Genomic DNA, 24,467 nt, shown 5'->3' on the forward strand with positions numbered 1-24,467 from the left:
GGTGCGCTGAACACGACCGTCCGCTATTTCGGACATCTCCTATTCTCGACCTAACGAATGCGATCCCCATGCTGATACAGCAACTCGTCAACGGACTGACGCTCGGAGCGGTTTATACGCTTCTTGCACTGTCCTATTCGCTCGTGATGGGCATTCTCGGCATCCTCAATCTTGCGATTGCCGAGCTGTTCATGATCGGCGGCTTCATCGGCTTCACGCTGATCTCCGCCGGCTTCCCGCTGCCTATCGCCGTGCTCGGCGGCATGCTGGGCGCGGCCTCGATCGCCATCATCGTCGAGAAGATCGGCTACCAGCCGCTGCGCGACGCGCCGCTGGTGACGCCGATGCTGTCCACGCTTGGCTTCTCGATCATCCTGCAGAACATCGCCACCAATATCTGGGGTTCGGATCCGCTGCAGCTGCCGATCTTCGGCGAGCAGTTCGAGATCGGCCCGATCCGCATCGGCGAGATGCAGCTACTCGTGCTCGGCGCCACCGTCGTGCTGGTCGCCCTCACCGCTTACATCGTGCAGAAGACGCCGATGGGCCGGGCGCTGCGCGCCGTCGCCGAGAATCGCGATGTCGCGCGCATTCTCGGCGTCTCCGCCGACCGGCTGATGATGATGGCCTTCATTCTCTCCGGCGCGCTGGCCGGCGTGGCCGGCGTGCTGATCGCGCTGCATTACGGTGCCATCACGCCCTATCTTGGCGTCGAGATCGGCCTCAAGGCGATTGCCGTGATGGTGATTGGCGGCACCACGCGAATCTGGGGCGCGCTTGTGGCCGGCCCGCTGATCGGCATCGCCGAAGTGCTCACGGTGGCTTACGGAGGCTCGCAGATCCGCGACTTCGTCGTCTACGGCTTCATGATCCTTATTCTCTTGCTGCGTCCGCAGGGCCTTCTCGGCGGTGCGCGGTCCGATCAGGGGCAGCGCGTCTGATGTCGACTTATTACGCAAGCCTGCTCGCTGAATCCGGCGTTCTCCTGCTCGGCGCGCTGAGCGTCTACATCATCCTCGCCACCGGCCAGCTATCGCTTGGCAACGGCGCCTTCATGGGCATCGGCGCTTATCTCTCATCGTGGCTCACGGTGACGATGAATCTGCCGTTGACGCTGGCACTGGTGATCTCGGCCGTTTTCGCCGGCATCGTCGGCGCCATCGTCGCCTTCCCGGCGCTGCGGCTGAAGGGCATCTATCTCGCAATGGCCACGGTCGGCTTCGGCGAAATGGTGCGTAGCTTCTTCCTCAACTTCGACACCATGGGTGGCAGTGGTGGCTTCCGCGGCATGCAGCATGTCGGCGTCGGCTATATCTGGCTGTGGGCCGGCGGCATCCTGATCGCCGTGATGCTGCTGGAGCGCTCGCGCGTCTGGCTGGAAATGCAGGCGGTGCATGACGACGAAACGGCTGCCGGCCTGATCGGCCTCAATACCGTCGTCACCAAGATCGGTGCCTTCGCAGCCGGTGCTGCGGTGGCTGCGATCTCCGGTGGGCTGTTCGCGCATCACAATGTCTATATCGAGCCGGCGAATTTCGGTTTTGAACGTTCGGTGGAATTCGTGCTGGCCGTCATTCTCGGCGGTTCGACGGTGGCGCCGGGCTCGATGGTCGGCTCGATGCTGCTGATCTTCCTGCCTGAGTTCCTGAGGCCGATCGCCGACTGGCGCCTCGCCGCCTTCGGCTCGCTGCTGGTGATCGTGCTGCTGGTGCGGCGCCAGGGCATTCTCGATCGCTCGCTGATCCGAACGCTGACTTTCCGGAGGGCCGCAGCATGAGCCAGGCGCTGCTTCAACTCACCGGCGTCACCAAGACGTTCGGTGGCATCCATGCGCTGTCCAACATGGTCTGCGAGGTACCGGAAGGAAAGATCATTGGCGTGATCGGCCCCAACGGCGCCGGCAAGACGACCTTGTTCAACACCATCACCGGCGCCTATCGCGCCGATGCGGGCGAAGTGAAACTCAAGGGCGTTGATGTCACCCAGTGGCAGTCCTACCGCATCGTGCGCGAAGGCATTGCGCGCACGTTCCAGAACATCCGCCTGTTCGGCTCGATGTCGGTGTGGGAACATCTGCTGGTTGCGCAGCCGCATAGCGAGGCGGCATGGCGCCGGCTGCTGCCGATTGCCTGGGCCAATCCGGCCGCGCAGGCGCGCGCCGAAGAGGTGTTGGAATTCTTCGGCCTCACCGAATATCGCGACCGCCCCGCAAAATCGCTGCCCTACGGCATCCAGCGCAAGGTGGAGATGGCGCGCGCCGTCACCGCAAAGCCGAAGCTGCTTCTGCTGGATGAGCCCGTGGCGGGCATGAATCATGACGAGGCCGAAGAGATCCGCACGCTGATGCTGCGGCTGCGCGACACCGGCCTCTCCATCCTGCTGATCGAACACGACATGAATTTCGTGATGCGCCTGTGCGACTATCTCTATGTGCTCGATTTCGGCGTACCCATCGCCGAAGGCACGCCGGAGGACGTGCGCAACAACCCGGTCGTCCTCGACGCCTATCTCGGAAAGGACAACTGATGCTTGCGATCAAGGGGCTGGAAGTCCGTTACGGCGCCATCACGGCGGTGCGCGGCGTCGATCTGGAGATCAGGAAAGGCGAGATCGTCGCGCTGCTCGGCGCCAATGGTGCCGGCAAGAGCACGATCGCGCGCTCCATCGCGGGGCTGCTGCCGTTCCAGGGCGAGATTTCGTTCGAAGGCGAGAAGCTGACGCCGGGCGCTGCGGAGAAAAACCTGCGCCGCGGCATCGCGCTGGTGCCGGAAGGCCGCGGCATTCTCGCGCGCATGACGGTGTATGAAAACCTGCTGATGGGCATCTACACCCGCCGCGACAAATCGGCCGCGATGGCCGATGTGGAGAAGATGCTGGAGCGCTTCCCCATCCTCGGCAAGCGCCGCGACGGGCTCGCCAGTCTGCTCTCGGGCGGCGAACAGCAGATGCTGGCCATCGGCCGCGCGCTGCTGTCGAAGCCGAAACTGCTGCTGCTGGACGAGCCATCGCTCGGTCTGGCGCCGCTGATGACCGCGAGCCTGTTCCAGATGATCGCGCAATTCCGCGATGAAGGCCTGACGGTGCTGCTGGTGGAGCAGAAGGCGCGGCAGACGCTGAAGATCGTGGACCGCGCTTATCTGCTGGAGACCGGGCGCGTGGTGACGTCGGGATCGGCGGAGGCGTTGATCAATGATCCGACGCTGTCGGAGGCGTTTTTGGGCGGGGGACATTAGCTCCGCGTAGCCCGGATGGAGCGAAGCGCAATCCGGGGACCATCGAGCTGGTTAAAAGCGCCGGTCCCCGGGTTACGCTTCGCTCCACCCGGGCTACATACGGTGTGTGTCTACGCCCCATACCTCGCCATTACCGGCCACGCCTCGACGCTGCCATTGTGCCCCACCACCTGATAGCTCGCATGCAGGTTCACCGTCGGATCGCAATGCGTGGCGATCAGGAGCACGCGGCTGCCGAGTTTTGGCGCCTCAGCGCCTTCCGGCAGCGTGATCATTCCATGCTCGTCACCGCCGAAGCGATAGGTCGATCCCTCGGGGACGCCGAGCATCAGTGACGGCACCGGGCCGTTGAAGGCCATCGCCTTGACGCCGGCATCGACGGTGAATTCGCCGGCGCGATTGACTGATGTCACCGTGGCCAGCACGAACAGGCTGGGCTCGAAGGGCAGCGGTGCGCCGCCCTCGGCTTGCAGCCGGCCGTAATCGGCATCCATGAACAGATAGGAGCCGACCTGCAGTTCCGTAAAGGTACCGGCGATATCGAAGGCGCAGGCGCCGGTGCCACTGCCGGTGACGATGGGGGCCTTGATGCCGGCCTCAGCGAGCACGCGCAGGTGATCATCCAGGATACCGCGCACTTTCGCAGCTCCCGCCTTGCGCTCCTCGTAATCGATGATGTGCTGGACATGGCCGGCAAAGCCCTGGATGCCAGCGAAGCTCATGCCCGGCGTTGCCTCGATCAGTTGCGCCAGTTCAACTGTGGATGACGGCTTGACCACGCCGGTGCGGCGCTGGCCGACATCGATATCGATCAGCACCTGAACAATGCGGCTGCCGGTGTCGAGCAGCGTGTGCAACACATTGATCTGGTCCGCGTGATCGACGACCAGCGCGATGTCGGTGCTGTCAGCCAGCGCCGCGATGCGGGCGAGCTTGACGCGGTCGGCCACCGGCGTCGTCAGCAGCAGGCCTTGAATGCCCGCCTCCGCCATCGCTTCCATCTCCGCCACCGTGGCGCAGGAGATGCCCACCGCGCCGGCCTCGATCTGCAATTGCGCGAGGCGGGGCGACTTGTGGGTCTTGGCATGCGGGCGCAGCGCGATGTTGTTTGCCTTGGCAAAATCCGCCATGGCCGCGATGTTGCGCTGGAGCGCCATGCCATCCACCACCAATGCCGGTGTCGCAATATCCTGCAGGGCCGGCAGATTTGGATCGAGGGCGGTCATGGTGGGGTGCACTCCAGAGCGGCGATGTCGAAAATCTCTAGCAACCACCGGCAATGAGGAGAAGACGAACCAAAGTCGCGCCCGCGCCACGGAACGTGCCGCGGTGAATAGCTTGGCCGGCAAGCTAAGTCAGAAATCGATCGGAGATATTATTGCTACGGAACGCGGCGATGGCGCAAGAATTACCCATCAGGCGCCGATTTGCGCATGACTTCAACCAAGTTTTTGCCGTAGCTTGCGTGGAACCGGCCCGTTCCGCTATGCGCAGATGACGCAGGAGAATTGGACAGATGAACCGCTTTGAGATGACCCGCCGCGCCGCGCTGCTGACCTCGGCCGCCATTGCAGCCAATGTGGCAAATCCCTTCCGCGCCTTCGCGCAGGAAACGCCCAAGAAGGGCGGCGTGTTCAATGTCCATTACGGTGCAGAACAGCGCCAACTGAACCCGAGCCTGCAGGCCTCCACCGGCGTCTACATCATCGGCGGCAAGATCCAGGAAGCCCTCGTCGATCTCGACGAAAAGGGCCAGCCGGTCGGCGTGCTCGCCGAGAGCTGGGAGTCCTCGGCGGACGGCAAGACCATCACTTTCAAGCTGCGCAAGGGCGTGACCTGGCACGACGGCAAGCCGTTCACCTCGGCAGACGTCGAATTCACCGCCATGAACATGTGGAAGAAGATCCTCAATTATGGATCGACCCTGCAGCTGTTCCTGACCGCGGTGGAAACGCCGGATGCGCACACTGCCGTGTTCAAATATGAGCGCCCGATGCCGCTCGGCCTCTTGCTGCGCGCGCTGCCCGATCTCGGCTACATCTCGGCCAAGCACATCTATGAGGGTTCGAGCGATATCCGCGCCAACCCGGCTAATCTCGCGCCGGTTGGCACCGGTCCGTTCAAGTTCAACAAATATGAGCGCGGCCAATATATCATCGCCGAGCGCAACGAGAATTACTGGCGCCCGAACCTGCCCTATCTCGACCGCATCGTCTGGAAGGTGGTCACCGACCGCGCCGCTGCAGCAGCCCAGATGGAAGCCGGCGATATCCAGTATTCGCCGTTCTCGGGTCTAACGATCTCGGACATGGCGCGGCTCGGCAAGGACAAGCGCTTCGTCGTTTCCACCAAGGGCAATGAAGGCAACGCGCGCACCAACACCATCGAGTTCAACTTCCGCCGCAAGGAGCTGTCGGATATCCGCGTCCGCCGCGCCATCGCGCATGCGATCAATGTGCCGTTCTTCATCGAGAATTTTCTCGGCGACTTCGCCAAGCCCGGCACCGGCCCGATCCCCTCGGTCTCCACCGACTTCTTCCCCGGCCCGAACACACCGCAATATCCCTATGACAAGAAGAAGGCTGCAGCCCTGCTGGACGAGGCCGGCTTCAAGGCAGGTGCTGGCGGCACGCGCTTCTCGCTGCGCCTTCTCCCCGCCCCTTGGGGCGAAGACATCTCGCTATGGGCGACCTTCATCCAGCAGTCGCTGAAGGAAGTCGGCATTCCTGTCGAGATCGTGCGCAATGACGGCGGCGGTTTCCTCAAGGGCGTCTATGCCGACCACGCTTTCGATCTCGCCACCGGCTGGCACCAGTATCGCAACGATCCCGCGGTCTCGACCACCGTGTGGTATCGCTCCGGCCAGCCTGCCGGCGCACCCTGGACCAATCAGTGGGACTGGAAGAACGACGCCATCGACAAGGTGATCGACAACGCGGCCACCGAGATCGATCCGGTTAAGCGCAAGGCGCTCTATGCGGAGTTCGTCAAGGAAGCCAATACCGAATTGCCGGTGTGGATGCCGATCGAACAGATCTTCGTCACGGTGATCACGGCGAAGGCACGTAACCATTCGAATAATCCGCGTTGGGGTTCGTCGAGCTGGCACGATCTTTGGCTTTCCGCCTGACGCAAAACCCGACACAATAGCGGTATGCGCATTCTATCACTTGCGGGGCGGCGATTGGCCGCCTCGATCCCGACGCTCTTCCTGATCCTGATCGGCGTGTTCCTGCTGCTGCAACTGGCACCGGGCGACACGGTCGATGCCATGATGGCGCAGATGGGCGGCGGCGATGCGAACACCGCGCGCGAATTGCGCAAGTTCTACGGGCTCGATCTTTCGGTACCGGTGCAGCTCGGCAACTATCTGTGGCGGCTGGTGCAGTTCGATCTCGGCTTCTCCTCGATCTATGGCAAGCCCGTCGCCACCGTGATCTTCGAGCGGCTGCCGGCGACGCTGCTGCTGATGACGGCCTCGCTGTCCTTCGCGTTCTTCTTCGGCCTGGTGCTCGGCGTCATCGCGGCACGCGGCGTCAATCGCTGGCCGGATACGCTGATCTCCACGCTGGGCCTGATCTTCTACGCCACGCCCTCCTTCTGGTTCGGCCTGATGGCCATCGTAGTGTTCTCGATCTATCTGCAATGGCTGCCCGCCGGCGGTTTCGAGAATATCGGCGCGGTACAGACGGCATTCGAGCGCACGCTCGACATTGCTGCGCATCTGGTGCTGCCGACGCTGACGCTGGCGCTGATTTTTCTCGCGATCTATCTCCGCATCATGCGCGCCTCGATGCTGGAAGTGCTCAATCTCGATTATGTGCGCACCGCGCGCGCAAAAGGCCTCGACGAGACGCGCATCGTCGCCAAGCATGTGCTGCGCAATGCGCTGCTGCCGATGGTGACGCTGATCGGCCTGCAGGCCGGCACCATGCTCGGCGGCTCCGTGGTCGTCGAAAGCGTGTTCTCGCTGCCCGGCCTCGGCCGCCTCGCCTATGAATCGGTGGTCCAGCGCGATCTCAACACGCTGCTCGGCATCGTCTTCGTCTCGGCGCTGCTGGTGATCTTCGTGAACTTTTTGGTCGATCTCCTCTACGCCCGGCTCGATCCGCGCATCCAGGCGGAGGGTTGAGCATGGATGCGGTGAAACGCTACTTCCGCAGCCCCGCCGCCGTGGTCGGCCTGCTATTGCTGCTGATCGTCATTGGTATGGCGATCACCGCGGGCTGGATCTACCCCAACGATCCGCTCTCGCTGGCCGGCCGTCCGCTGGTCTGGCCCTTCGCCAATCCGCGCTTTCCGCTCGGCACCGACAATTCCGGCCGCGACATTGCAGCGCAGATTTTTTACGGCGCGCGCATCTCGCTGCTGATCGGCGGCGTTGCGACCCTGATTGCCGTGATCATCGGCGTGCTGATCGGCGCCTTTGCCGGTTTCTATGGCGGCAAGATCGATACGATCCTGATGCGCATCACCGAAGCATTCCAGACGCTGCCGAATTTCGTGCTGCTGCTGGTGCTGGTCGCCGTGTTCGGCTCGACGCTGACAACCGTGACCATCGCCGTCGGCATCGTGTCGTGGCCTGCGCCCGCGCGCCTGACGCGTGCGGAGTTCATGTCGCTGCGCAGCCGTGAATTCGTGCAGGCCGGGCGCACGCTCGGCATGAAGGACATTCAGCTCATTCTCGGCGAGATCCTGCCCAATGCGCTGCCGCCGGTGATCGTCTATGCGAGCGTGGTGATGGCCGTCTCGATCCTTTTGGAAAGCGCCCTCGCCTTCCTGCGCCTCTCCGATCCCAATGTCGCATCCTGGGGCAATCTCATCGGCCTCGGCCGCGACGTGCTGCGGGTGCAGTGGTATGTCTCGGCGATCCCCGGCATCGCGATCCTGCTCACGGTGCTGGCGGTGTCGCTGGTCGGCCAGGGACTGAATGATGCGCTCAATCCGAGACTGAAGAGCCGATGAGCAACATCATTCTTACGGTCGAAGACCTCAGCGTGAAGCTGCCGAAAGGCGCCGATCGCCCCCATGCGCTGGGCGGCGTGTCGCTGTCGATCGCCGCCGACGAGATCGTCTGCGTGGTCGGCGAAAGCGGCTCCGGCAAATCCGTGATGGCCAATGCCGTCATGCGGCTGCTGCCGCCGGAAGTCGCCATCGATGGCGGCCGCGTGCTGTTCGAGGGTAAGGACCTCGCCAGCGCTTCTCATGCCGAGATGCGCAAGGTGCGCGGTGCCGGCATCGCGATGATCTTCCAGGAACCGATGACCGCGCTCAATCCGCTGCGCACCATCGGCGACCAGATCGGTGAGATGTTCGAGATCCACACCGAGCTCTCGACAAAGGACATCAAGGCGCGCGTGCTGGCGCTGCTGCAGGACGTGCGCATCCCCGATCCCGCACAGGCCGCGCGCGCCTATCCCCACGAACTCTCCGGCGGCCAGCGCCAGCGCGCCATGATCGCCATGGCCCTTGCACTCGATCCGCGCTTGCTGATTGCGGATGAACCGACCACCGCGCTCGATGTCACTACGCAGGCGCAAATTCTAAAGCTCATTCGGGAATTGCAGAGCCGGCGCAAGACGGCGGTGCTATTCATCACCCACGACTTCGGCGTGGTCGCCGAGATCGCCCATCGCGTGGTGGTGATGCAGCATGGCAAGGTGGTGGAGCAAGGCCCGGTGCAGGATGTGCTGCATAGTCCGCAGCATCCCTATACGCAGCAGCTCATCGCCGCCGTGCCGCCGCTTGCGGCGCCACCGCCGCGCAAGCTGAACGACGATCACATTCTCACGCTGGCGAATGTCTCCAAGACCTATCGCAATGGCGGCTTTCTCGGCCGCGGCGCGCGCGTGACGCATGCGGTGAAGTCCGTCTCGCTCAATCTGCCGCGCGGCGCGACGCTGGGCATTGTCGGCGAATCCGGCTCGGGCAAATCGACGCTCGCGCGCTGCATCGTGCGCCTGATCGATCCCGATGCGGGGTCGATCGTACTGGAAGGCAAGGACTGGGCGACCATGCCACGCGAGCAGGTACGGCGCGAGACCAAGCATATCCAGATGGTGTTTCAGGATCCGTTCGCCTCGCTCAATCCGCGCCGCAAGGCCGGCGATCTCGTGGCGCAGGGGCCTATCGTGCATGGCATGCCGCGCGCGCAGGCCTGGGCGGAAGCGAAGGAGCTGTTTCGCCTCGTCGGGCTCGATCCCTCCGCGATGGACCGTCTGCCGCATGAATTCTCCGGCGGCCAGCGCCAGCGCATCGGGCTTGCGCGTGCGCTGGCATTGAAGCCGGATGTGCTGGTGGCGGATGAAGCGGTGTCGGCGCTCGACGTGTCGGTGCAGGCGCAGGTGCTGAAGATGCTGCACGAGCTGCGCGAGCGGCTGGGCCTGTCCATCGTGTTCATCACGCATGATCTTCGCGTCGCGGCGCAAATCTGCGATCTCGTCGCCGTGATGAAGGACGGCGAAGTGGTCGAGCACGGATTGGCCGGCGAGGTGTTCGGCAGACCGCAGCACCCCTATACGCAGGCGCTGCTGGCGTCGATTCCGGGTGGGGATTTTACAAGGAAGAAAGAGCCGTTGACGGTTTAAGTGTAACGCTGCCTTTCTTCCTTCTCCCCTTGTGGGAGAAGGTGGCTTCGCGAAGCGAAGACGGATGAGGGGTACGGCTAGGCTTGGAGCTTGTGGCACCCCTCACCCGTCTCGAACGCTTCGCGTTCGATCCACCCTCTCCCACCCCGCACAGCTGCGCTGTGCTTGGGCGAGAGGGAAGAGAGACCGGTAGCCTACACCATCTCCTTCTTATCCCTGCGCCGATAGACCAGCAGCATGAATGGTGCCAGCAATCGCATCAGGCCATGCGCGGCGATCGGCACCGGCTCCGAGAAAGGCAGCGCCAGTTCGTCATCCGGCACGCCCTGCACGGCTTTCGCAAACTCGTTGCCGAGTGCGATCGACAGCGCCACTGCGCGGCCGTTGCAGCCGGTCCAGCCGAAGGCATTCGGGCCGAGCTTGTGCATGCGGGGCAGGAAGTCCGTGGTCATGCCGACATAGCCGTTCCAGACATAATCGAACTTGACCTCGCCGATCTCCGGCCACAGCCGCTGCAGGCGAGCGCCGACCATCTCTTTCAGGCGGCCGGTCTTGTCGCCGACGCCGATCACATTGCCGCCGGTGACGAGGCGGTTACGCGCGTCGTAGCGCATGAAATAGAGTTCGCCATGAGTATCGGACACCGCCTGACGGCCGGGGATGATGGTCTGCCGTGCCTGATCGGACAGCGGCTGCGTCGCCATCTGCCAGGACAGCACGGGCATCACCTCAGAGGCGATGCCCGGCGAGAGCTGTTTCGAGAATTCGCCGGTATAGGCATTGCTGGCCACCACCAGCGCACGCGCGCTGATCTGGCCCTGCGCCGTCTTGACGATCCAGCGATCGCCCTGCCGCGCAAAACTCTCCACCGGCGAGCGCGCAAAAATGCGTCCGCCCTGCTCCAGCACCACGCGGGCAAAGCCGCGGGCCAATGCGAGCGGATTGATATGGCCGCCGGTCTTGTTCCAGAAGCCGCCGAACCATGCGGGGGAGCCGAGCATCTTCTTCATCTCATCCGACGACAGCAGCTCCACGGGCGCGCCGTGCTTCGACCATTGCTTGACGCGGCGCTCGGCGATCTTGATGCGGCCGGGCGAATGCACCGGCTGGATCCAGCCATTCTGCTCGCCTTCGGCCTGGATCTGATAGCGGCGCGTGAGATCGAACAAGATCTGTGCGCTATCCCTGATAATGCCGACCAGGCGTTCGCCGGCGGCGCCGTAGCGTTTGATGATGTCGTCGGGATCGGGGCGCGACAGCGTCGGGATCACTTGGCCATTGTTGCGGCCGGAAGCGCCCCAGCCGGGCTCGACGGCCTCGACCACGGCGACATCGATGCCCTGTTCGCGCAGATGCAGCGCCGTGGAGAGGCCGGTGAAGCCGGCGCCGATGACCACCACATCGGCCTCGACCGCGCCCTTGAGTTCGGGCAATTGCGGGCCATCCGGCGTGACGGCGGCCCAGAGCGATTTCGGCCAGGGCGCATTTGCAGTTTCCATCGTCAGCCTTCCCGTTTTCAACGGCACAATCATCAATAAATGCAGGGCAGATCACATGATCCATTCCCTTGCGGCAGTTCCGCATTCTGCATAGTTTACGCGCCCAATCCAATGCAAGGTGGTGCAAGCGTGACCCTCAAGAACATCATCGGAATCGACCATGCGGTGATTTCCGTCAAAGACCTCGATGCCGCAGCCGCGGTCTGGAAAAAGCTCGGCTTCACGCTGTCGCCGCGCGGCACCCACAGCGCCAAGATGGGCTCCGGCAACTACACGATCATGCTCGGTCCCGACTATGTCGAGCTGCTCGGCGTGATCTCCGACACCGAGCACAATGCGCCCATGCGCAAGTTTCTCGCCGAGCGCGGCGAAGGCGTGGAGCGTGTCGCATTCACCGCAGTGGATTCTGCCGCTGGCGCCGAAGAGATCACCGCGCGCGGCTATCAGGCGCTCGGCCCCACCGATTTCGAACGCCCGGTGACGCTGCCGAACGGCACCGTCAGCGCGGCAAAGTTTCGCGTGTTTCACTGGCCGATCGAGGAAGCGCCCGGCGGGCTGCGCATCTTCGCCTGCCAGCACTATACGCGCGAGACGGTGTGGATTCCCGAGCTGATGCAGCACGCGAACACCGCCAAGCGGATGAAGCAGGTGCTGATCGTGACAGACGCACCGGAGCAGGACGCCGCGCATATGGTGAAGCTGATCGACGGCACCGCACGCAAGGAAAGCGACGGCGCCGTCACCGTGCCGCCGGGCGGCGATCGCGCGGACTTCGTGTTCATGACGCGCGACGTGCTAGCAAAGCGCTTTCCGGGCACGTCGCTGGATGGCGCGCCGGCACGCGGCGGCGTCGGACTGGTGTTCATCGCCGGCGATCTGGATGCAGCGGAGAAGGCTGTGGGATCGGCGGGCGCAAAGACGGACGTCGGTGTCGTCGTGCCGCCGGCGAATGCGAATGGCACGCTGGTGGCGTTCGTGAAAGCCTAAACGCTCGCGCCCTCAATCGTCATGCCCGGCCTCGTGCCGGGCATCCACGTCTTAGGTGACTGGAAAAGAAAGACATGGGTGGCCGGGACAAGCCCGACCATGACGGAGCGGGATTGAAGCGACGGCGCGCGCCTTTACTTTCCCTTCTCCCCCAAATCCCAGAACAGCCCCGCCATGATGCGCAATGCCTCTGATGTCACCGGCTTGAGGATATGTTCGTCGGGCGCGTGCTGCGAGCAGCCGGGATAGGAATGCGGCACCCACACGGTGGGCAATCCCAGAATATCCGTGAACACATCATTCGGCAGCGAGCCACCGAAATTCGGCAGCAGCGCGGGCGGCTTGCCCGTGGTCTTGCGCACGGACTCCACGGCCCAGCCGACCCAGGGATTGTCGATATCGGTGCGCGACGCATTGAAGAATTGCGACTGGCTCACCTTGATGTCGCCATAGCCGTTCGCGGCCAAATGCTTCTCGATGGCCGGCACGACGTTCTCGATATCGGTGCCGACGACGAACCGAAGCTGCAGCACCGCATGGGCCTCTCCGGGAATCGCATTGGCGGGATTGGCGACATTGCCGGCATTGATCGCCAGCACTTCCAGTGTATTCCACGCATAGAGCCGCTCGGCGGGCGACAGCCCGTCCTCGCCCCAGCCTTCCGACAGCGATGGCTCATCCGGCGTCGGCGACACCACGACATCGGCGAGCGCCGATCGAATCTGGTTGATGATGCGAGGCGGCTTCAACGCATCGAGCAGGATGCGGCCGTCGCGATCCACCAGCGTTGATATCGCCGATGCAAGAATGGTGGCGGGATTGGCGAGCAGTCCGCCCCAGTTGCCGGAATGATGCGCACCCTCGCGCAGCTTGAGATCGAGATGGATGCGGCGGCCACCGCGACAGCCCAAGAAGATCGTCGGGCGCTCGGCGGAGAGACGCGGCCCATCGGACGCCAGAAACAGATCGGCCTTGAGTTCGTCGCGCAGGCTTTCGCACACCTTCGGCAGATCGGGCGAACCGATCTCCTCGCCCATCTCGACGATGAATTTCACGTTGAAGCCGAGCCTGCCGCCGCGCGTCTCGTGTACCGCGCGGAGGGCCGCGATATTGATGGCATGCTGGCCCTTGTTGTCGGCGGTGCCGCGGCCATAGACGCGTTCGCCGACCGTCGTGCAGCGCCAGGGATCGAGCCCGTCGCGCCACTCGCCTTCCATGCCGGGCACGACATCGCCATGGCCATACATCAGCACGGTCGGCAGATCGTCGCTCTCGTGATAGCTGGCGAGAAGGTTCGGCCCGCGGCCCGATGGCGACGGAACGATCTTTGTCGTGAAGCCGAGTGCGGTGAATTGCGGCACCAGCTCCTTGTCGAGATAGGCCTGCAGCTCCTCGCCGCGCTTGTCGCTCTGGCTCTCGGTCTTGTAGCCGACCATGCGATCGAGCACGGCGAGGAATTCGCCGGACTCGAATTGCGCATCAATCCGCGCAATGGCTTGTTCGCGCGACATCAGAGCGTCGCGAACACGGCATCGGCCTCGGTGAGGAGGCGATCGGCGTGCGCCGCGCTGAACACCAGCGGTGGGCGGATCTTCAGCGTGTTGGCGGCGGCACCCGTGGCCGAGATCAGCACGCGACGCGCGCGCAGGCCATTGACGACGGCGGCGGCAGCCGCGGCATCAGGCTCCTTGGTCGAGCGGTCCTTCACCATTTCGACGCCGATATAGAGGCCGGAGCCACGGACATCGCCGATGCCTTGATACTTCTTCGCGAGAGCCTCGAAGCCTTCGCGCAGCATCTTGCCGACCTTGAGCGAATTCTCGACCAGCTGCTCGTCCTTGATGACATTCAGCACGGCCTGCGCAGCGGCCATCGCGACGGTGTTGCCGCCGAACGTGTTGAAGTAGCGGTTGTCGCGGCCGAATTTCTCGACGATCTCCGGCAGCATCACTGCGGCGGCGACGGGATAGCCGTTGCCCATCGGCTTACCCATGGTGATGATATCCGGCGTAATGCCGTGGCGCTGATAGCCCCACAGTTTCTCACCGCTGCGGCCGAATCCGGACTGCACTTCGTCGGCGATATAGATGCCACCGGCCTTGTGGATCACGTCCACCACCGGCTGCAGCAGGTTGGTCGGATGCGAGAAGATGCCGTCCGACGAGAACATGCTGTCGGCGATGAAGCAGGCCACGCCGGCGCCGCGGCGCTGCAGATCGACAATCTGCTCGGAGACCTTCTCGGCCATCCACTGGCCCATGTTTTCCGGCGCGATGCGATAGCTGTCCGGCGCCGGCACGCGGCGCACAAAAGTGCCGAGCGGCGAATACGGACCGAGCGATGGCGAGAAGCCGGCGCTCAGTTCGGAATTGCCGTGATAGGCCTCGTCGGTGATGATGATGCCCTGGTTGCCGGTGTGATGCTTGGCCATGCGCACGGCCAGATCATTGGCTTCCGAACCGGTGCAGGTGAACATCGCGTGGCGCGCGGGGCCATCGAAGGTCGCGAGCAGCTGTTCGGCGTAATCGAGAATGCCCTTCTGGATGTAGCGCGTATGGGTGCAGATGGTCTGCGCCTGTTTGGTGATGGCATCGACCACCTTGGGATGGCAGTGGCCGACCGAGACGACGTTGTTATAGGCGTCGAGATATTCGTTGCCTTCACTGTCATAGAGCAACACGCCGCTGGCGCGCGCGACTTCGACGGGATCCTTGTAGAACAGGCGATAGGCCGGACCGAGCAGCGCGATGCGGCGCTCGACGAGCTTGCGGCTTTCGGGGGTGAGGTTCGATGCGGTGGCGGGATCGAACCCGTTGACCATCTTGCCGCGCTGGGCTGACGTCGCTGACATGGTGATGCTCCTTTGAACTCGTGTTAGCGCGCGAGGTCGATCAATTCGTTGCCGAGCTGATCCATCGAGCGATGGAGGAACCAGTCGATCTGGCCCCAGGTCATGTGATTGTTGCGAAGAACGTAGCCGGCCACCGACGGCACGCGGTTGGCCATGGCGGTGGAGAGCAGGATGCGCGTGGTGAGGCGCGACATGATCAGCGCCGGGATCAGCGCGAGCTCTTCCTCGGTGAGATCGGCGACGCGGAGATAGCCGCGCAGGAGATCGCGGCCATGAGCGAAAATCTCGCCTTCCATCTTTTCCGGCAGCTGGTTGAGCAGCGCGGTGGACGCATCGATAGCGATGGCGGTGCGCACGGTGTCGCCGAAATCGATGATGCCGCTGATGAAGGTGGGCAGCTTGGGATCGGCAACGATGTTCGAGCGCGTGAAATCGTTATGCAGCACCTGCTGGCGACAGCGCGAGAGGCGTGGCGCGATGGAGGCGAAACGCTCCAGCACGGATTCCAGCTTCGCACGCCATGCGGTATCGGTGATCTCCGGCAGGATGGGCGCCAGCGTCAGCAGGTTCTTGACGTCCCACGGCACCACGCGGGTCTCGGTCGGATGGCTGAAATCGGCCAGCGCAAGGCGCAGCGTCGCCGATAGCCGGCCGATTTCCTCGCGGCCCTTGGTGTCGATCACGACCTCGCTCAGCGGCTGGCCTTCGACGAAGGACATCAGCCTGATCTGGCGTTGCTGGCCGGCACGATCATGATAGGCGAAATGGCCCTTGCCTTCCCTGTTCGGAATCACCCGCGGGATCGGCAATTCCGGCGCGCGCGCCGCGACATGCTCGAGCACGCGGATCTGGAAATCGATCTCGGCGACATCCTCGGTCGGATTGGCGACCTTCAGCACATAACGCGGGCCGCTCGCCGGGGCGATGCGGAACGTGTCGTCCTTCTCGGTGGCAAAGCGGGTCGGTTTGCCGTCGATGCCGAAATGCATACGCGCCAGTTCGACAGCCTCGTCCTCGGTCATATTCACATACGACGCCGCGAGACCGCTCTGCATTACAACCGGAGCGGAAGCCTCGTGTTTCACTTCAATCAATCCATCTCGATTCGGGAACCGGCGCTGGCATGCAAGCCGGTCTCGGCGAGATTAGCAATGGGATCGGCGCTTGTCAGGCCCGGTCGGTATTCGGCTCCCAGCGAAGCCCGAAAAGCGGGATCAATCACTCCGCCCAAGCGTTGCCCCCGGTCAGACCTGCTTGAGGGATTTTCCGTGACCATCAATTTTGAAACGCTGTGGGCGTCGCTGCTGCTTTATGGACTGAACGCGATCTATGCCGGCGCCCTGCTCGCCGTCGGTCTCTATCTGTCCGGCGCGGCGGATCGCATCGTGACCGGCGCGCTATCTCATGCGCGCAGCATCGACCCACTGGTTTCGAACTTCCTCGCCTCGCTCGCGCGCTATGCGGTGCTGGCGGTGATGGGCATTGCCGTGCTGCAGCTGTTCGGCATCCAGACCGCAAGTCTCGTCGCCGTGCTGGGTGCTGCATCCCTGGCCATCGGCCTGGCGCTGCAAGGTACGCTCACAAATCTCGCCGCCGGCGTGATGCTGTTGCTGTTTCGGCCATTCAAGATCGGCGACACCGTGGAGGTCGGCGGCAAGGCCGGCACCGTAACCTCGCTGTCGCTGTTCATGACCGAACTCAAGACCAGCGAGAATGTACAGATCCTGCTGCCGAACGGCTCGGTGTGGGGATCGGCGATCATCAACAAATCGACCTATCCCGGCGCGAATGCCAGCAAGGTCGAAGTCAGTTTCCCGATTCGCGCCGGCGCCGAGGCGCAGAACATGGGCCGTGATCTCGTTGCCGATCTCGCGCAGGATGCACGCGTGCAGCGTGAACCGGCGCCACATGCGAAAGTGTCGAAGGTCGTCAATCTCGCTGACGCCGAGGGCGGCGTTGTCGAACTCACCATCGCAGCCACCACCGAGCCCGGCGATGCCGATGCCGTGAAAGCGAAACTGCTGGAGGCGATCAACAACTATATCGCAGGGCGGCCGGCGGCGCTGCCGAAGGCTGCAATATAGACGCTTACTTGGTGCGGATGGTGCCGGTCGGCCCGCGCAGATCGCCGAGCGGCACGCAGCTCTTCTTGCGGCGCTGATTGTTCGGCGCGCCTTGCACCTTCAGCACCTTGCCGGCCGAGCATGAGCCGTTGTCGACATAGACCGTGGAATACGGGTCCATCGCCAGCGGCTCGAAGGACAGGACTTTCTGGGCATGGGAAGGCTGGGCAGCACAGAGCGCAACGGCCGCAACCAGCAGCCCGAACAGACTAGAACGCATCGATCCTTATCTCGCGTAAAAAATCAGACCTGCGATGACGACCAGAGAGGCCACCGCGAACACATGGGCGCAAGCGATCGATACGGCTTCGACCGCGGGGCCGGCTTTGCGCTTCAGCCCGGATACGGGCATGCGCGACGCAGGCTGCGCCTTGGAGCGAGATATCGTCAAATGAGCAGTCCCCAATGTCGGCGCGAAGACGTCCCCGGTGCGCCAACGGCCATAGACTCTCTGGCAAATGAGGCGACAGTGAGTCAACGCCACAGCAAGACACGACGCGGCGCCGACGCCTAGTTGTCCTGCACGGCCCATGCTCTGCCGGCTTGTGCGACACTGGCCGGCACATCGCGGCCGCAATGTTCGGCAGCGCGTTCGAATTGCTCCTGAATCACAGGCGTCACGGTGCCGCCCGCGCTATCGATCTCACGCAATGAAATCGTCGAGGTGAATTCTGCGGCAAAACAGCTGCAATATTTTTTGGAATCGTTCGAAGGCCGGTTCGGACGTTTGCGGAAATGATTGCTGCAGCTCTTTTCGAGATTCGACGCCATCTGGTCGATCTCGTTGGCGAATGCAGGCGACGCGAGTGCCGTGACGAGTACCAAGACTATTCCGTTAGACCGCTTCATGCTGCCCCACGCGGTTCCGAGTCTCGAACTTACATCCAACTGTCATACTATACCTCGGTTCCGCAATCGTGACTTTTCATGTCCAGCACTGTCTGGCGGGCGCCTTAAACTGGGGTGAATTGTCGCAAATGCGACGGTTGAATCCGTCATCCCCAGCAGAGATGGTCGCGCATGGGACGAATCCTGGAATTGGCCGCGATCATCGTGATCGGCGGCGGGAGCGCGGCTCTCCTCGCCTATTCCATGGGCGCGCTGGCCATGGACGAATTCGGCCTCGCCAGCCGGCCGCTCGTCTCAATTTCGCTATTGTCCGCGGGCTTTATCGCTCTGCTACTCGTCGTCGAGTTCCTCGGCACGTTCTGGACCGCCGCGTCACATGATGACGGCCCGCAACGGGAAAGCTTGATGCACCAAATCACCAAGGCCGACGTCGTCATCTCCGTAGGCCGCGGCCTGATCATGGCCGCCGCGATTGTCGGGGCAACGTATTATTTCGGCAGCTGGTATCTCGGCGGCGAGGGCCTGGAAGCCCTGTTCCATGGCGTGGACGACAAGATCGCCGTCTCCATCGAGAGCACGATCACGACGACCACCGAAGCCACGCAGTAACGCGGCTTCGGCCTCTTCCAGACTGTTTCAATACGCGACAGACTGCGGCCGGCCGACGCCGCTATAGAGGAATCCGTTACGGACCACCTCATCCGGCGCATAGATGTTGCGGAGATCGACGATCACCGGACAGGCCATGATCGCCGCCATCTCCTTCAGATCCAGCGCGCGGAACTGCTCCCATTCTGTGACGATGGTCACCGCATGGCTTCCGCGAGCGCAATCATAGGCGCTGTCGCAGAAGGTGACATTCTCGAACACCTTCCTTGCCTGCTCCATGCCGACGGGATCATAGACGCGGATTTCGGCTCCCATGTCCTGCAACGCCGTGATCAGCGGGATCGACGGCGCATCGCGCATGTCGTCGGTGTTCGGCTTGAACGTCACACCAAGGATCGCAATGGTCTTGCCGCGCAAATTGCCGCCAAAGGCATGCGCCACCTTGCGCGCCATCGCGCGCTTGCGCTGATCATTCACCGCCACCACCGTCTCGACGATGCGCAGCGGCGCCTCAAAATCCTGGCCGGTCTTGATCAGCGCCAGCGTGTCCTTCGGAAAGCATGAGCCGCCATAGCCGGGCCCGGCATGCAGGAATTTCGCGCCGATGCGGTTGTCGAGCCCGATGCCGCGCGCGACCTCCTGCACATTGGCGCCGACCTTTTCGGCGAGATCCGCGATCTCGTTGATGAAGGCCACCTTGGTGGCGAGGAAGGAATTGGCAGCGTATTTGGTGAGCTCGGCGGTGCGGCGATCCGTATAGAGGATCGGCGACGTGTTGAGATGCAGCGGGCGATAGACCTCCGCCATCACCTGCTTCGCGCGCGCATCGCTCGATCCGATCACGATGCGATCGGGATGTTTGAAGTCGCGAATCGCAGCACCTTCGCGCAGGAACTCGGGATTCGAGACCACAGCGAATTCCGCCTCGGGATTTTCCTCGCGGATGATGCGCTCGACCTCGTCCCCGGTGCCCACCGGCACCGTCGACTTGTTCACCACCACCGTGAATTTGGTGATCGCTTTGGCGATCTCGCGCGCCGCGGCATAAACATAAGTGAGATCCGCATGACCATCGCCGCGTCGCGACGGCGTGCCGACAGCAATGAACACGACCTCCGCCTCGCCGACGGCCCTGGTGATATCGGTGACGAAATTCAGCCGCTTCTGCTTCGCATTGCTCGCCACCAGCGTATCGAGGCCGGGCTCGTGAATTGGAATCTCGCCGCGATTGAGCGCATCGATCTTGCTCTGGTCGGTGTCCACGCAGGTGACGTGATGGCCGAAATCGGAAAAGCACGCACCCGACACCAGCCCCACATAGCCGGCGCCGATCATGGCGATACGCATGAGATGTCCTGTCATTATACAAGTCCGCGGTCAGAACGACCCGGACGCCCCCAAGGTAGATAGAGCGCGACGTCCTAGCTGCTGAGCAGCAACTCGCCGTCGAGATGTTTCGGGAAGAAGAAGAAGTTGTTCACGTAGGATTGCCCGGGTTTACGGCCACCATTGGGCAGCAGCGCGTCAGGATCCTGCATCGTCTCGGCATCGAAGAAATCGACGGGGACAATGTCGTCATCGGACAGGAAATAGCCGCGATACTCCTTGGCGTCGAAGAATTCGAAGATCGATTTGGTAGCGTCGGTGCGATGGCGATCTTCGGCCTCGACGAGAAACACCGGCTGACAACGATCGATCAAGCCGGTCGCGCCCTTCAGCACGCTGAGTTCGTGGCCTTCCACATCGACCTTCACAAAGGCGACGTCGTCACGCATCACGCCATCGAGTCGCGCCAGCGGCACATGGGCGGCGACGACATTGGTCGTGTTCGGCGCATGCGACTGTTCGAGCGAGGCAAGGCCATGCACGAGGCCGTCGTCGCTCTGCGGGATATAGAGATCGGCTTCGCCTTCCTGATCCGACAAAGCGATCTCATGGATGCTGACATTGGACGCGGAGGTTCGGCGCAGCAATGTGGCCATGTCATGCGAGGGCTCGAAGGCATGCACCTTGCCGGAGAGTTTTGCGAGCTTCTGCGTATAGAGACCGACATTGGCGCCGACATCGACGGTGACGGCGCCGGCCGGCACGATCTTGTCGAGATAATGCAACTCGCGTTCGGCAGTCTTCGGCCGCTTCATGAAGCGCCAGCGCAGCCACATGGAAGGGAACGTCTCCTTCAGTATCTGCTTGGTTCGCTGTGTGGCGGTCATCGCTGTCACCCTTGGTTCGCGGCCGGTTTGATGTCTGGCAAATTCCAGGGCGTGCGACGTGAATCGGCGCTCTGCCGGGCACGGACGCGCCGGCATCACCCTGTGAAAAGAAACGGGTCGATCAGAATCCGGTGCCGGAAATGAACTCCTTGCGCACCGTCTGGACGATGATCTTGATGTCCTTCACCATCGACCACCCCTCGATGTAATCGAGATCGTAGTCGATGCGCGCGATGGCGAGCGTCGGGTCCACCGTGCTGCCGCGGCAGCCGCTGATCTGGGCGAGGCCCGTGATCCCCGGGCGCGCGCTGTGGCGCTGGAAGTAATACGGCACGAGATCTTCATAGAGCATATTGGCTGCGAGCATGCCCGGCACATGCGGGCGCGGCCCGACCAGCGACATGTCGCCCTTCAGCACATTGATGAGCTGCGGGATTTCATCGAGGCTGGTTTTGCGCAGCACTTTGCCGATCCTGGTGACACGCGCATCGCCGACAACGGTCTGCTGCACGCCGAGCTTGTCGCCGGCATCGGTGCGCATCGAGCGGAACTTGTAGATCTTGAAGGCGCGGTTGCGATAGCCGTAGCGATACTGGGTGAAGAACACCGGTCCCGGCGACGTCGTCTTGATGATCGCGGCGATCACCAGCAGAAACGGCGCAAAGAACAACAGCGCCGACCCCGACGCTGCAATATCAAACACGCGCTTGGTGAGCGATGCCGACGGTTCGCGTCTGACGACCTTCTGGTGGCGACGACCGCGATAGGCACTGCTGCCATAGGCGCCATGGCCACCGGCAAATTCAACCGGCCGCACAGAGATGAACTGCTGCCCTTTCCAGAGCTGCGTCACCTTGCTGCGTTCAAGACCAACTGACACAGTAGAGACCATGCTGACGCTCCCTGCTGGAACTTTGGTAGCCTACGATTCCCTCAGCGCGCGGGCGACGACGAGACACAACAACTCTTCGTCCACATCATGACATCAGCGATTGTGATGCCGACGATGCTCACCCACACTCCGAATAGCTTTCGCCGATGAACTTTGTTTAACTCTTTGCGTGAATTGGGGCCGCAAAACGGTATTGCCGTGCATGAGAATGCATCACACACCCGACCTCGTTTTGTGCGACGCAGAAAATTCTGTTTGAGGAAAAGCGCTTAGCTATTTTCTTGCGTGCCTTGCGCTGCGCTCACTTCACATCAGCCATGCAAAAACCTGCCATAAGAACACGCGTTAAGATTCTCATCGCGCGTGAGCGCAATCGCGTGCATGATCTCGTTCATCACGTTTCGCATTTCGACGTGACGCCTACGATTCGAACGACATTTTTCATCGAATAATAGACTGCCAGATACAACTTGCTGCGTGAGAACGGTTTTTCAGTCGAGCATTGTCGGTTGCGACCATGGCATTGAGGCAAGCAGGATCAAATAAGGCAACGGAAGCGCGGCTTCTCGTGGTGCCGCCTCATGTCGATACGATGAACGGCCTGGCCGCACAGACGGACGAGGCAATCATGGATCGATCATTCACCCATGAGCCGCTCGATCAGAATGAGATGTCGGGCCGCAAGCTGCGCAATCTCATCATCATCGGTAATGCGATCGCCTGGGTCGTCATCATTGCCGCGATCGGATTCGCCTTTTCATCCTGAGGCGATCACAGCATCTGCCGCTCGTTATGCCTCACATCGCACAAGATGATGTGCGTGATTGATTTGACCGCAGCAAATCGTCCGGCATAGGTTGGGCCATCATGCCACGCCGCCCTTCCCATCAGCGTTCGAGCAAGGCGGCGCTGCCGCCTGAAACGCGCATCTATGCCATCGGTGACATTCACGGTCGTGCTGACCTTCTGCAAGAGGTGATCAGCCGCATTGATGAGGACATCCAACGTCGCCCCATCCCGTTCGCCGGCGAAGTCTATGTCGGCGATTACATCGATCGTGGCGCGGATTCGAAAAGCGTGATCGATCTTCTTGCTACGCGTTTGGTGCAAAACCATGCAATCTGCCTGCGTGGGAACCACGAAGCGCTGATGGAAGAGTTCCTTTACGATAATCCTGCAGCGCTCGATGGCTGGCGTCAGCTCGGTGGTCTCTCCACGCTCGCGTCCTATGGAATCATTCCAGCGCGCCAGCAAACAGCGGAAGACATTCAACAAGCGCTGCTTTCAGCGCTGCCGACGACGCATCAACTTTTTTTTCGATGCCTGCGGAACAATGTGCGATGCGGTGACTTTCTGTTCGTTCACGCTGGCATTCGCCCAGGCGTGTCTCTTGATGCACAGGACCCGAGTGACCTGATGTGGATACGCGACGAGTTCCTGAACTCCACAAAAGACCACGGTCTTTATGTTGTTCATGGACATACGCCGGTTCCACACGCGGACATTCGGGACAATCGCGCCAATATCGACACCGGAGCGTGGCGTAGTGGCGTACTTACTTGCGTCGCCATCGAGGGCACGGAGATCATGGTTCTATAGAAAGAGAATTGAGGCGCGATCTTATATGAGATCGCGGGCGTAGTGGGGACGTCACATTCTTTCGCCGTTTTTTGTCGGCCAGTTCTCGATCAATTGTCATCGAATTGATGCAGATGATCACATTCGTATCTCGTTGGGGGTCTGCCATGCCATTGCTTTACCGGTTCGCCGGCTTGCTCACTCTGTGCCTGCTCACACTCGGCACGATGAGCCTTCACGCTCCGCAAGCCTCCGCGCAGCAACGCCTTTCCGCGGCTTCGCCATCAGGCGCCTATCTCCTCGGCCCCACCGATCGCGTGCGACTGAAGGTCTATGGCGAGCCTGATATCACCGGTGAATATGAGATCGACGCCAACGGCAATGTCTCGATTCCCCTTGCGGGCCAGGTGAAGGCTGCAGGCCTCACCACGCGTCAGCTTGAACGCAACATCGCATCCGCGCTTGCCAAGGGCATTGTCCGCGATCCGCGCGTGAATGTGGAAATGCTGGCCTATCGCCCCTTCTATATTCTCGGCGAGGTGAAGAAGAGCGGCGAATATCCGTATCGCGTCGGCCTCACCGTCCTCGATGCCGTCGCCACCGCGGGCGGATACACCTACCGTGCGAATGAAGGCAAAGTGTATTTGCGCCGCTCCGGCTCAACGGTAGAAGAGATCTATCCGATGGATGCGCCGGTGCTCGTACAACCCGGCGACAATGTGCGCATTCCGGAGCGATACTTCTAAATCTCTTCTCATTCTCAACACTGTGTCTTGATGAGTATGTCTCGGCCTGTGGCAACGTCCTGCACGCTTCAGTGTTGCATTGCCATAGTCTCGTCTCTTTACGCTGCGTAATCTTGTGCAGTGCGACGAATGTGAGTTCGATCGCCGCATGATCGAACGCAGAGGGGACGTTTCATCAGACGTGAGTTGAGCGTGTAGCAGCGGGGGCGCTTTCTTCATCACGGTCTCGCCGATTTTCCGGGCATCGCGATGAATGATGAAGCGGCAATCAAGTCTCGACGACAGTTCGATCGCGAAGGA

Annotated in this window: 24 protein-coding genes; 14 read left to right on the plus strand and 10 right to left on the minus strand. The window is 62.1% G+C overall.

The features are described 5' to 3' along the window. Window positions 1-68: 68 nt before the first annotated feature. Genes RPMA_RS21400 through RPMA_RS21415 form a run of 4 tightly spaced genes read left to right on the plus strand, consistent with a single transcriptional unit; the run spans window position 69 to window position 3,233 of the window. Entirely contained in the window at window positions 69-941 is an 873-nt protein-coding gene (locus tag RPMA_RS21400; protein ID WP_211909670.1) for a branched-chain amino acid ABC transporter permease, read from the plus strand. Continuing rightward, entirely contained in the window at window positions 941-1,777 is an 837-nt protein-coding gene (locus tag RPMA_RS21405) for a branched-chain amino acid ABC transporter permease (RefSeq protein WP_211909671.1), read from the plus strand. Before RPMA_RS21400 ends, RPMA_RS21405 begins: the two co-directional genes overlap by 1 nt. Then, window positions 1,774-2,526, plus strand: a complete 753-nt coding sequence (locus RPMA_RS21410; RefSeq protein ID WP_211913763.1) for an ABC transporter ATP-binding protein — start codon at window positions 1,774-1,776, stop codon at window positions 2,524-2,526. Before RPMA_RS21405 ends, RPMA_RS21410 begins: the two co-directional genes overlap by 4 nt. Next, window positions 2,526-3,233 carry an ABC transporter ATP-binding protein gene (locus RPMA_RS21415; protein WP_211909672.1) on the plus strand — a complete coding sequence of 236 codons (708 nt, stop codon included), beginning with the start codon at window positions 2,526-2,528 and terminating at the stop codon, window positions 3,231-3,233. Before RPMA_RS21410 ends, RPMA_RS21415 begins: the two co-directional genes overlap by 1 nt. A gap of 110 nt (window positions 3,234-3,343) precedes the next feature. Here the strand turns inward: RPMA_RS21415 and RPMA_RS21420 are convergent, their stop codons facing one another. Then, window positions 3,344-4,459: a DSD1 family PLP-dependent enzyme gene (locus RPMA_RS21420; RefSeq protein WP_211909673.1), complete on the minus strand. Its 1,116-nt coding sequence runs from the start codon at window positions 4,457-4,459 to the stop codon at window positions 3,344-3,346. Between the two features lie 290 nt (window positions 4,460-4,749). Between RPMA_RS21420 and RPMA_RS21425 the strand changes: the two genes are divergently transcribed. The 4 genes from RPMA_RS21425 to RPMA_RS21440 are packed head-to-tail and all read left to right on the plus strand — an operon-like array spanning window position 4,750 to window position 9,820. After that, window positions 4,750-6,363, plus strand: coding sequence for an ABC transporter substrate-binding protein (locus RPMA_RS21425; RefSeq protein WP_211909674.1), 1,614 nt, complete (start codon window positions 4,750-4,752; stop codon window positions 6,361-6,363). A gap of 24 nt (window positions 6,364-6,387) precedes the next feature. Further along, the gene (locus RPMA_RS21430; RefSeq protein WP_211909675.1) at window positions 6,388-7,365 is read left to right on the plus strand and encodes an ABC transporter permease; all 978 of its coding nucleotides are present in this window, start codon (window positions 6,388-6,390) and stop codon (window positions 7,363-7,365) included. 2 nt (window positions 7,366-7,367) lie between these two features. Beyond that, window positions 7,368-8,198, plus strand: a complete 831-nt coding sequence (locus RPMA_RS21435; protein WP_211909676.1) for an ABC transporter permease — start codon at window positions 7,368-7,370, stop codon at window positions 8,196-8,198. Next, complete coding sequence (locus RPMA_RS21440; RefSeq protein ID WP_211909677.1) at window positions 8,195-9,820, plus strand: ABC transporter ATP-binding protein; 1,626 nt, start codon at window positions 8,195-8,197, stop codon at window positions 9,818-9,820. The genes RPMA_RS21435 and RPMA_RS21440 overlap by 4 nt, the downstream gene beginning before the upstream one ends. A gap of 194 nt (window positions 9,821-10,014) precedes the next feature. Here RPMA_RS21440 and RPMA_RS21445 read toward each other — a convergent pair whose 3' ends face one another. Continuing rightward, window positions 10,015-11,319 (minus strand): NAD(P)/FAD-dependent oxidoreductase, encoded by a 1,305-nt coding sequence (locus RPMA_RS21445; protein WP_211909678.1) that lies wholly within the window; start codon window positions 11,317-11,319, stop codon window positions 10,015-10,017. Window positions 11,320-11,448: 129 nt separating this feature from the next. On the opposite strand from RPMA_RS21445, the gene RPMA_RS21450 reads away from it, so the two are divergent. Beyond that, window positions 11,449-12,306 carry a VOC family protein gene (locus tag RPMA_RS21450; RefSeq protein WP_211909679.1) on the plus strand — a complete coding sequence of 286 codons (858 nt, stop codon included), beginning with the start codon at window positions 11,449-11,451 and terminating at the stop codon, window positions 12,304-12,306. A gap of 134 nt (window positions 12,307-12,440) precedes the next feature. On the opposite strand, the gene RPMA_RS21455 is transcribed toward RPMA_RS21450, so the two are convergent. From RPMA_RS21455 to RPMA_RS21465, 3 genes are read right to left on the minus strand one after another with little or no spacing between them, the layout of a single operon-like run. Further along, window positions 12,441-13,817: a M20 family metallopeptidase gene (locus RPMA_RS21455; protein WP_211909680.1), complete on the minus strand. Its 1,377-nt coding sequence runs from the start codon at window positions 13,815-13,817 to the stop codon at window positions 12,441-12,443. Beyond that, on the minus strand, window positions 13,817-15,157 hold the full coding sequence (locus RPMA_RS21460) for an aspartate aminotransferase family protein (RefSeq protein ID WP_249225331.1): 1,341 nt from the start codon (window positions 15,155-15,157) through the stop codon (window positions 13,817-13,819). Before RPMA_RS21460 ends, RPMA_RS21455 begins: the two co-directional genes overlap by 1 nt. 23 nt (window positions 15,158-15,180) lie before the next feature. Beyond that, window positions 15,181-16,179: a phosphotransferase gene (locus tag RPMA_RS21465; RefSeq protein ID WP_249225748.1), complete on the minus strand. Its 999-nt coding sequence runs from the start codon at window positions 16,177-16,179 to the stop codon at window positions 15,181-15,183. Between the two features lie 246 nt (window positions 16,180-16,425). Here RPMA_RS21465 and RPMA_RS21470 point away from each other — a divergent pair, with 246 nt between their 5' ends. After that, window positions 16,426-17,241, plus strand: coding sequence for a mechanosensitive ion channel family protein (locus RPMA_RS21470; RefSeq protein WP_211909682.1), 816 nt, complete (start codon window positions 16,426-16,428; stop codon window positions 17,239-17,241). Window positions 17,242-17,245: 4 nt separating this feature from the next. Here the strand turns inward: RPMA_RS21470 and RPMA_RS21475 are convergent, their stop codons facing one another. Together RPMA_RS21475 and RPMA_RS21480 are read right to left on the minus strand one after the other, a co-directional pair. Beyond that, entirely contained in the window at window positions 17,246-17,500 is a 255-nt protein-coding gene (locus RPMA_RS21475) for a DUF6719 family protein (protein WP_211909683.1), read from the minus strand. A 290-nt stretch (window positions 17,501-17,790) separates the two neighbouring features. Beyond that, the gene (locus RPMA_RS21480) at window positions 17,791-18,105 is read right to left on the minus strand and encodes a hypothetical protein (RefSeq protein WP_211909684.1); all 315 of its coding nucleotides are present in this window, start codon (window positions 18,103-18,105) and stop codon (window positions 17,791-17,793) included. Between the two features lie 213 nt (window positions 18,106-18,318). Here RPMA_RS21480 and RPMA_RS21485 point away from each other — a divergent pair, with 213 nt between their 5' ends. Continuing rightward, window positions 18,319-18,738 carry a hypothetical protein gene (locus RPMA_RS21485; protein WP_211909685.1) on the plus strand — a complete coding sequence of 140 codons (420 nt, stop codon included), beginning with the start codon at window positions 18,319-18,321 and terminating at the stop codon, window positions 18,736-18,738. 27 nt (window positions 18,739-18,765) lie between these two features. Here the strand turns inward: RPMA_RS21485 and RPMA_RS21490 are convergent, their stop codons facing one another. The 3 genes from RPMA_RS21490 to RPMA_RS21500 form a co-directional block, all read right to left on the minus strand. Next, the gene (locus tag RPMA_RS21490; RefSeq protein WP_211909686.1) at window positions 18,766-20,085 is read right to left on the minus strand and encodes a UDP-glucose dehydrogenase family protein; all 1,320 of its coding nucleotides are present in this window, start codon (window positions 20,083-20,085) and stop codon (window positions 18,766-18,768) included. 74 nt (window positions 20,086-20,159) lie between these two features. Continuing rightward, complete coding sequence (locus RPMA_RS21495) at window positions 20,160-20,951, minus strand: FkbM family methyltransferase (protein WP_211909687.1); 792 nt, start codon at window positions 20,949-20,951, stop codon at window positions 20,160-20,162. Between the two features lie 121 nt (window positions 20,952-21,072). Then, entirely contained in the window at window positions 21,073-21,843 is a 771-nt protein-coding gene (locus tag RPMA_RS21500) for a sugar transferase (RefSeq protein ID WP_211909688.1), read from the minus strand. Between the two features lie 628 nt (window positions 21,844-22,471). On the opposite strand from RPMA_RS21500, the gene RPMA_RS21505 reads away from it, so the two are divergent. The 3 genes from RPMA_RS21505 (at window position 22,472) to RPMA_RS21515 (ending at window position 24,167) form a co-directional block, all read left to right on the plus strand. Further along, on the plus strand, window positions 22,472-22,609 hold the full coding sequence (locus RPMA_RS21505) for a hypothetical protein (RefSeq protein WP_211909689.1): 138 nt from the start codon (window positions 22,472-22,474) through the stop codon (window positions 22,607-22,609). 101 nt (window positions 22,610-22,710) lie between these two features. After that, on the plus strand, window positions 22,711-23,442 hold the full coding sequence (locus RPMA_RS21510) for a metallophosphoesterase family protein (protein ID WP_211909690.1): 732 nt from the start codon (window positions 22,711-22,713) through the stop codon (window positions 23,440-23,442). A gap of 146 nt (window positions 23,443-23,588) precedes the next feature. Continuing rightward, window positions 23,589-24,167, plus strand: coding sequence for a polysaccharide biosynthesis/export family protein (locus tag RPMA_RS21515; RefSeq protein ID WP_249225332.1), 579 nt, complete (start codon window positions 23,589-23,591; stop codon window positions 24,165-24,167). Window positions 24,168-24,467 lie beyond the last annotated feature (300 nt).

The sequence above is a fragment of the Tardiphaga alba genome (assembly GCF_018279705.1).
GTDB classification, from domain to species: domain Bacteria; phylum Pseudomonadota; class Alphaproteobacteria; order Rhizobiales; family Xanthobacteraceae; genus Tardiphaga; species Tardiphaga alba.